An 8,158-nucleotide genomic window follows, 5' to 3' on the forward strand; every position below is an offset into this window, starting at 1 on the left:
TAACTCCCGTTTTATCTGATGTTCAGATGAAGGAAGCGGTAGAAAAATTCAAAGGCATTCTTACTGCGGAAGGTGCTGAGATTGTGAATGAAGAGAACTGGGGACTGAAAAAGCTGGCATATCCTATCCAGAAAAAGTCAACAGGTTTCTATCAACTGATTGAATTCAATGCAGAACCTACTGTCATTGATAAGTTGGAAGTTAACTTCCGTCGTGACGAGCGCGTTATTCGTTTCTTGACATTCAAGCAAGACAAATATGCCGCTCAATATGCTGAGAAAAGAAGAGGTCTTAAATCAACTAAAAAGGAGGATTAATCATGGCACAACAAGTTCAATCGGAAATCAGATATTTAACTCCGCCTTCAGTGGATGTTAAGAAGAAAAAATATTGCCGTTTCAAAAAGAGTGGCATCAAGTACATTGATTATAAAGATCCTGAATTCTTGAAGAAATTCTTGAACGAGCAAGGTAAAATCCTTCCACGTCGTATTACCGGTACTTCTTTGAAGTTCCAACGTCGTGTGGCTCAAGCCGTAAAAAGAGCGCGTCACTTGGCATTGCTGCCTTATGTTACTGACATGATGAAATAATAGGAGGAGGAAAGTATGGAAATTATATTGAAAGAAGATGTAGTAAACTTGGGTTATAAGGACGATATTGTAACGGTTAAGTCCGGTTATGGTCGTAACTTTCTCATCCCGACAGGTAAAGCTGTGATTGCTTCGCCTGCTGCAAAGAAAATGTTGGCTGAAGAGTTGAAACAACGTGCTCACAAGCTGGAGAAAATCAAAAAGGATGCTGAAGCATTGGCTGCTAAATTGGAAGGTGTATCTTTGAAGATCGCTACTAAAGTTAGCTCAACCGGTACTATTTTCGGTTCTGTTGGTAACATCCAGATTGCGGAAGAGTTGTCTAAGTTGGGTCACGAAGTTGATCGTAAGATCATTGTTGTAAAAGACACTGTGAAAGAAATTGGTCAATACAAAGCTGTTGTTAAATTGCATAAGGAAGTTTCTGTAGAAATTCCTTTCGAAGTAGTTGCTGAAGAAGCATAATTCTGTAAACTTCATATATGAAAGAGTCCGGTTCCCTTATTAGGGAATCGGACTCTTTTTGGTTCGTTCACTCAAAGTTTCCGGGGTATGAGTTAGATCTCTCCTTTCTTAATACGATTAGAATTTACTTAGTAGTAGTTGCCCAACTACTACTAAGTAATTGCTCAACTACTACTAAGTAGTTGCCCAACTACTACTAAGTAGTTAACCAACTACTACTAAGTAGTTGCCCATCATACCGCGCAAAGCTGAAATAATTAATTGTTTAGGACAAATAATGAGTTATTTATCTGCAATAATACCCCTAATGTTGGCAAATAATAATTTAGTAGTGTACTTACTTGTAGTAAAGTTTCTTTTCTTTTATGCGAACAATTTTTCAGGCGCAGATGATGCGGATCTCTTTTTGTTTTCCTGATGGAATAACATGGCGCAGCATTTAAAAATCCGCGTCATCCGCATTATCCGCATCTAAAAAATTGCTTGCATTGCGAAGCAGCCTGATTGAAGTTTCCGAATGCTAAATTATCATTTAGCCTGAATAACTCATGCTTTAAGAGTTAGAGGAGTTAAAGGGGTTGTCAGTCAGCAAGTTGACTTAAGAGTTAAAGTCGATAGTATTGTTATACGATTCATGGAGTACCGGCTTTAGCTACTTAACTCCTAACGAAGTGATAACTCCTTTAACTACAGTATAAATAATGCAGGTTAGTAGTATTTATGCGGACAATCATAAAAATGATGTACCGGAGATTTCGGGGAGGTCTTTTGAAATATTTTGAGAGGTATAAGCATAAAAAAAGTCTGTCCGTGCTTTCACACGTCAGACTTTCAATTCTCTCAATGTTGTTCTGAATTATTCAGCTACAACTACTGTTACGCTGTCTACTGCTACAGTATCAATTGCTGCTGCAGCTGCGTCTGCTGCTGCTTTTTCAACTGCTGCAATTGAGTCGCTGATGCGGATAGAATCAGCTGCTGCTTTTTCAGCGTCAGCTTGTTTGTTACCACAAGATGCGAAAGATACTGCTACAATAGCTACAGCTACTAAAACTAATTTTTTCATTTTCTTTGCTTTTTAAACGTAATACAATCAATATGCTTTTTAAAACGTTGCAAAGGTATGTACTTTTTTGATTGGTTGTTCTTTATATCCCAACTTTTTTTATGTTTTTTTTGGAGCTTAAGCTCTTTTGCGTACTTTTTATATGTTTTAAAACATGCTAATCTTCTGCAATGCTGTTGTATAAGTATCGTTTGATGCTTCTTTTGGGGGTCTTTTCAAACTCTGTCGGATATAGCTGGATTTGGCTTACCTTCTCATAACCGGCTACACTACTATTCAGATTCTTCAGGTTCTCATTCATAATGGTTTTGATATTCTCCGGTTGATTCAGTCCGAGGGAGTCCAATGCTTCATAATCAGTATAAACCAAAGCCACTAATTTCTTGTTACGTTCAATCACAAGACTTTCCTGTACGAAAGGTAGATTATTGAGGCGAGCTTCAATTTCTTCCGGGAAAATATTCTGACCACTGGAAGTGAGAATCATGGTTTTGATACGTCCACGGATATAAAGATTATTGTTTCTGTCTAAATAGCCTAAGTCTCCTGTACGTAGCCAGCCGTCTTCGGTGAAGACTTCGGCGGTGGCTTCCGGATTCTTGTAATATCCTGCCATTACATTTTCGCCGCGTACCTGGATTTCACCGATGGATGCTCCAGGATTTTCTTTATAAATACGTGCTTCCATGATGTCGAGCACTTTGCCGGAAGAGGTTATAACAAATTCATTCCAGGGAGCGTAACTGATAAGCGGCGCACATTCCGTCATGCCATAACCGATGGTAAACGGGAATCTGATGCGGTGGAAGAACTCCTCTACTTCCGGATTCATGGCGGCGCCACCGATGATTACTTCTTTGAAACGTCCACCCAGCGCATCTATTAGTTTCTTGCGTATTTGTCCATAAATTTGTCCATCAAGAAGAGGTATGCTGAGCGCCCATTTCATTGCCTTTTTATTGATAATAGGCTGGATAACGTTCTTGTAGATTTTCTCGATAACGAGCGGGACGGTGATTATCAGGTTGGGTTTTACTTCTTCAAAGGCTTTCATCAGTATTTTGGGAGAAGGTACTTTACCCAGGAGTGTGACGTGCGTGCCGACGGCAGTGGCTGTCAGAAAGTCGAAAGCGCAACCATAAGCATGTGCCAATGGCAGGAAAGAGAGTACTTTGTCTCCTTTTTTTAGTAGTTCTGTGCGAATGCCAAAGGTGACATTGCCTGCCAGGTTGTTACCGGTTAGCATAACCCCTTTGCTGAATCCGGTAGTGCCGGAAGTATAGTTCAGCAGCATTACTTTATCATTGGAGAGGGTCGTATATTCTATATCTTCCCGGCAGAATCCTTTCGGATAGGCTTCATACATTTCATCTTCCAGATGTTTGAGGAAAAGACTCACCGTTTCACCGTCGCGCTGGTGCAGGCAGCGGAAATCAGAGAGTGAGAACACTGCACGCAGTCCTGTGAGGCGTTCTTCTTCCAGATGTTCCCAAATACTATCACTGGTAAAGAGGAATGTAGATTCTGAATGATTTACGATATGATGCACATCACTCGGGTTGAAATCTTGCAGGATGGGGACTACGATAGCGCCATAAGTGACGGTAGCCATGTATGCGATACACCAACGGGAATTGTTCTTGCCGATGACAGCTATTTTGTCGCCCCGGCGCAGGCTGCAATGCTTGAATAGCAAATGCAATTTTGCTATTTCCTGGGCTACTTGTCCGTAAGTATAACTCTCGTCTTCACCGTAATCGGTGTAGCAGGGAAGATCCCAGTTGTTACGAAAACTCTGTTCGTAGAGCTTGATAAAGTTCTCTTGTATCATTGCACGGATGTTGATGATTTGTGCAAAAGTAGGAAAAATCTAAGAATTATATGTAACTTTGTGCCAGAAATGTGTTTAGACAGTTATGATTGATACCACTATATTTCAAGATAAGACGGCGGTTTACTATACGTTGGGGTGTAAATTGAACTTTTCAGAAACCTCTACTATTGGTAAGGTTTTGCGGGAGGCAGGTGTACGCACGGCGCGTAAAGGAGAGAAGGCTGATATCTGTGTGGTGAACACCTGTTCGGTGACTGAAGTTGCCGATAAGAAATGCCGGCAGGCAATCCATCGTTTGGTGAAGCAGCATCCGGGAGCTTTTGTAGTTGTAACCGGATGTTACGCACAATTGAAACCCGGAGTGGTAGCCGAAATAGAAGGAGTAGATATTGTACTTGGCGCCGAGCAGAAGAAAGATTTGCTTCTGTATCTCGGCAATTTGCAAAAGCATGAATCGGGTGAAGCATATACTTCGGCGTTGAAGGATATACGTTCGTTTGTACCATCATGTTCGCGTGGCGATCGTACCCGTTACTTCCTGAAAGTGCAGGACGGTTGTGATTATTTCTGTTCTTACTGTACCATTCCTTTAGCCCGTGGACGAAGCCGCAACGGGACAATAACTTCCATCGTAGAACAAGCACGCCTCGCCGTAGCCGACGGAGGGAAAGAAATTGTGTTGACCGGGGTCAATATCGGTGACTTCGGTAAAAGCACCAATGAAACTTTCTTTGACCTGGTGAAAGCATTAGACTGTATAGAAGGCGTAGAGCGTTACCGGATTTCCTCAATAGAACCGAATTTGCTGACCGATGAGATTATAGAATTCGTATCCCGTTCACACAGTTTTATGCCTCACTTTCATATCCCGTTGCAATCCGGCAGTGACGAAGTACTGAAATTAATGCGCCGCCGGTATGATACGGAACTTTTCGCATCCAAGGTACGGAAGATAAAAGAGATAATGCCTGATGCCTTTATCGGTGTGGATGTGATTGTAGGCACACGTGGCGAAACGGAAGAATACTTTGAAGAAGCCTACGAATTTATCAAGAGTCTGGATGTGACTCAGCTCCATGTGTTCAGTTATTCCGAACGTCCGGACACGCAGGCCTTGAAGATAGACCATGTGGTAACCCCTGAAGAGAAGCATCGCCGTAGCCAGCGTTTGCTGGAACTGTCGGATGAAAAGACCCGGGCGTTCTATGCCCGCCACATCGGACAAACCATGCCGGTGTTGCTGGAACACTCCAAACCGGGTGCGCCAATACACGGCTTTACAGCCAACTACATCCGGGTAGAAGTTCCTCGTAATGATGAGTTGGATAATCAAGTAGTATCCGTTCTTTTGGGAGACTTTAATGAAGACCGGACGGCGTTGCAGGGAACGTTGTTATTATAATATATAAGGTATACGAAAATGACGCGTGAAGATTCTAAGAAAGTATGAATAAAATAGCAATTGTCATATTGAATTGGAACGGATGCGAAATGCTTCGTTCGTTTCTTCCTTCTGTCGTAAACCTCTCTGAGGCGGATGATGCGGTAGTGTATGTGGCGGACAATGGTTCTACGGATTCGTCCGTTGACATGGTGCGCCGGGAGTTTCCTTCCGTACGTCTGATTTTGCTGAAAGATAATCACGGTTTTGCCGATGGCTATAATCTGGCGCTTCAGGAAGTGGAAGCCGAATATGTGGTACTTCTCAATTCGGATGTAGAAGTGACGGAACATTGGCTCAGGCCATTGGTTGACTATATGGATACCCACCCTGAGGTGGCTGCTTGCCAGCCAAAGATACGCAGTTGGAGGCAGAAGGAGAAGTTTGAATATGCCGGAGCGGCGGGTGGCTTTCTTGACTGTTACGGATATCCGTTCTGTCGCGGCAGGATAATGGGAGTGGTGGAAGAGGATACCGGGCAATACGACTCTGTTATCCCGGTGTTCTGGGCAACGGGCGCTGCGATGTTTATTCGCCTGAAAGATTACCGCGATGCGGGCGGGCTTGACGGACGTTTCTTTGCTCACATGGAAGAAATAGATTTGTGTTGGCGGCTTCGTTCGCGCGGCAGGCAGATTGTTTGTGTACCGCAAAGTATGGTATATCATGTAGGAGCTGCCACGTTGAAAAAGGAAAACCCGCGCAAGACATTCCTTAATTTCCGTAATAATCTTGTCATGCTTTACAAGAATCTGCCTCCTGGGGAATTAGCCGCAGTAATGCGTATTCGTGCTCTGCTTGACTATGTGGCGGCACTCAGCTTCTTGCTTAAGATGCAATTTCCCAATGCTTTAGCTGTATTCAGGGCACGGCGTGAATATCGATCGCTCCGTTCCGCATTTACTGCGGCGCGTGAAGATAATCTAAAAAAAACTTGCCTTCCCGTGATACCCGAACGGACAAAAAGCTGTATCTTGGTGCAATATTATTTCCGGGGGAAGAGAATCTTCTCACAATTATAGCTTGTATTATTCATGCTTCAGGAGTCTATAAGCAGAAGCAAGTTACTCCTGCTTATAGACTTCTAAGTATGAACAGCTGCTTATTATCCGCAGTTTGCAATTTAACGATATCGATTTATGGAAAAATTAGTTAGAAAGATTGGCTTGGTGGCGCATGATGCCATGAAGAAAGACCTTATCGAGTGGGTTCTTTGGAATTCCGAACGTCTTGTCGGTCACAAGTTTTATTGTACGGGAACCACAGGTACGCTTATTCTTGCCGCATTGAAAGAGAAACATCCCGATATAGAATGGGACTTTACTATCCTGAAATCCGGCCCTCTGGGTGGCGACCAGCAGATGGGTTCCCGCATTGTGGATGGTGTGATAGACTATCTTTTCTTCTTTACCGACCCTATGACTTTACAGCCGCACGATACGGATGTGAAGGCGCTTACGCGTTTGGCAAGTGTTGAAAACATTGTCTTTTGTTGTAACCGCAGTACGGCGGATCATATCATTTCCAGTCCGTTGTTCCTTGACCCGGCGTACGAACGTACAATTCCCGATTACACTGGCTATACTAAACGTTTTGAGAATAAGCCGGTGGTTGCCGAGGCTGTGGAGTCGGCAAAGAAGGGGAGGAAGAAAGTGGTTAGTAGTAAGTAGTAAGTAGTAAGTAGTAAGTAGTAAGTAGTAAGTAGTAACCACTAACCACTTACTACCTCCACTCCTGCTGCATCCAAATCCGCTCCCATAGGCGGATTACGTTTTGCGAGTTTCAGTTCGATGCCTTTGATGGCGGGGAACGTGCGTAGCAGTCGTTTCACTATACGTCCGCAAACATGTTCCAGTAATTTGGAAGGGATGTTCATCTCGTCCTTTACTACTTCATATACTTCGGCGTAGTTCACTGTATGCGCTACGTCGTCGGTTTCTGCCGCCCGGCTAATATCGACCTTTAGCCGTAGGTTGATGACAAACTCATTACCATCCCTTTGCTCTTGCTCGTATACGCCATGATAAGCAAAGAAACGTACGTTATCAAGAAATATATAACTGTTCATATGGAATATGATATGATTTCGGTTTTATTACTTATTTATTACTTACCGCAAAGCTACGATTTATTTCCGAATACTATCCTTTTTGACACTTTGTATTTTTAGTCGACTGAGAATGCGATATTTCCGCCCGAAGACAGGAACGGTTGGAAATATCGAAGTAAAAATCCGTATCTGCCTGGCAGATAGCCGAATATCGAAATCTATACATCTCTAAAAAAATGCGAAAGACTCGTTCGGAGTGGTTACTTAATGGCTTATTTCTACCGGATATATGTGGCTTTTGCATGGGATATATGTGGTTCGCACACCATCTATATGCGGTTCGCGCACGGGATATATGTGGTTCGCATACGGGATATTACCGTTCACGCTCCATGTATTATGGTTCGCGCGGGAAGCAAACAGTTATTGCATAAACCCTGTATATCAACCACGATTTATGCAGAATATCCGTATATAAATTCAAAATTTCATGCCTGTAGTTTCTATTTCTCTTCTCCCGGCAAAAGAGTGTGTCAGCAAAAAGGCGCTTTTGCTATCTTTTTGCGAATGCATTTCGTCTTTGAGTTGACGCATTGCTGATTCGGTATAACCCTCTTTGTGATTAGTTTGTATGCTAAATTTCCATTCAGCAGCTTATTGTGAATAAGTACTCATGCTTAATTATCTTGTAGTAAGTAGCTGTTCATAAT

At 42.8% G+C, this 8,158-nt stretch carries 10 protein-coding genes; 7 read left to right on the forward strand and 3 right to left on the reverse strand.

Annotation, left to right across the window (positions count from 1 at the left end):
- The 3 genes from rpsF to rplI form a co-directional block, all read left to right on the forward strand.
- Nucleotides 1-317: 30S ribosomal protein S6 (gene rpsF / locus B2Z67_RS15830; RefSeq protein ID WP_291530811.1), on the forward strand; the 317-nt coding region annotated here is incomplete at its 5' end.
- A gap of 2 nt (nucleotides 318-319) precedes the next feature.
- A complete protein-coding gene (rpsR, locus tag B2Z67_RS15835) occupies nucleotides 320-592 on the forward strand; it encodes a 30S ribosomal protein S18 (protein WP_004288442.1) in 273 nt (90 codons plus the stop codon).
- A 15-nt stretch (nucleotides 593-607) separates the two neighbouring features.
- The gene (rplI, locus tag B2Z67_RS15840) at nucleotides 608-1,057 is read left to right on the forward strand and encodes a 50S ribosomal protein L9 (RefSeq protein ID WP_291530812.1); all 450 of its coding nucleotides are present in this window, start codon (nucleotides 608-610) and stop codon (nucleotides 1,055-1,057) included.
- 856 nt (nucleotides 1,058-1,913) lie between these two features.
- On the opposite strand, the gene B2Z67_RS15845 is transcribed toward rplI, so the two are convergent.
- Together B2Z67_RS15845 and B2Z67_RS15850 are read right to left on the reverse strand one after the other, a co-directional pair.
- Nucleotides 1,914-2,123, reverse strand: a complete 210-nt coding sequence (locus B2Z67_RS15845; protein ID WP_291530813.1) for a hypothetical protein — start codon at nucleotides 2,121-2,123, stop codon at nucleotides 1,914-1,916.
- A 157-nt stretch (nucleotides 2,124-2,280) separates the two neighbouring features.
- Nucleotides 2,281-3,954 carry a long-chain fatty acid--CoA ligase gene (locus tag B2Z67_RS15850; RefSeq protein WP_291530814.1) on the reverse strand — a complete coding sequence of 558 codons (1,674 nt, stop codon included), beginning with the start codon at nucleotides 3,952-3,954 and terminating at the stop codon, nucleotides 2,281-2,283.
- Between the two features lie 85 nt (nucleotides 3,955-4,039).
- Between B2Z67_RS15850 and mtaB the strand changes: the two genes are divergently transcribed.
- The 3 genes from mtaB to B2Z67_RS15865 all read left to right on the forward strand — a co-directional run bounded on the left by mtaB (nucleotide 4,040) and on the right by B2Z67_RS15865 (nucleotide 7,068).
- Nucleotides 4,040-5,359, forward strand: a complete 1,320-nt coding sequence (mtaB, locus tag B2Z67_RS15855) for a tRNA (N(6)-L-threonylcarbamoyladenosine(37)-C(2))-methylthiotransferase MtaB (protein WP_291530815.1) — start codon at nucleotides 4,040-4,042, stop codon at nucleotides 5,357-5,359.
- A gap of 44 nt (nucleotides 5,360-5,403) precedes the next feature.
- Nucleotides 5,404-6,420 (forward strand): glycosyltransferase family 2 protein, encoded by a 1,017-nt coding sequence (locus B2Z67_RS15860; protein ID WP_291530816.1) that lies wholly within the window; start codon nucleotides 5,404-5,406, stop codon nucleotides 6,418-6,420.
- A 117-nt stretch (nucleotides 6,421-6,537) separates the two neighbouring features.
- Entirely contained in the window at nucleotides 6,538-7,068 is a 531-nt protein-coding gene (locus B2Z67_RS15865; protein WP_291530817.1) for a methylglyoxal synthase, read from the forward strand.
- A gap of 41 nt (nucleotides 7,069-7,109) precedes the next feature.
- On the opposite strand, the gene folB is transcribed toward B2Z67_RS15865, so the two are convergent.
- Nucleotides 7,110-7,466, reverse strand: a complete 357-nt coding sequence (folB, locus tag B2Z67_RS15870) for a dihydroneopterin aldolase (protein WP_291530818.1) — start codon at nucleotides 7,464-7,466, stop codon at nucleotides 7,110-7,112.
- Nucleotides 7,467-7,684: 218 nt separating this feature from the next.
- Here folB and B2Z67_RS15875 point away from each other — a divergent pair, with 218 nt between their 5' ends.
- Nucleotides 7,685-7,882, forward strand: coding sequence for a hypothetical protein (locus B2Z67_RS15875; protein WP_291530819.1), 198 nt, complete (start codon nucleotides 7,685-7,687; stop codon nucleotides 7,880-7,882).
- The last annotated feature ends 276 nt before the right edge of the window (nucleotides 7,883-8,158 follow it).

Source organism: Bacteroides sp. UBA939, from assembly GCF_002293435.1.
Classification (GTDB): domain Bacteria; phylum Bacteroidota; class Bacteroidia; order Bacteroidales; family Bacteroidaceae; genus Bacteroides.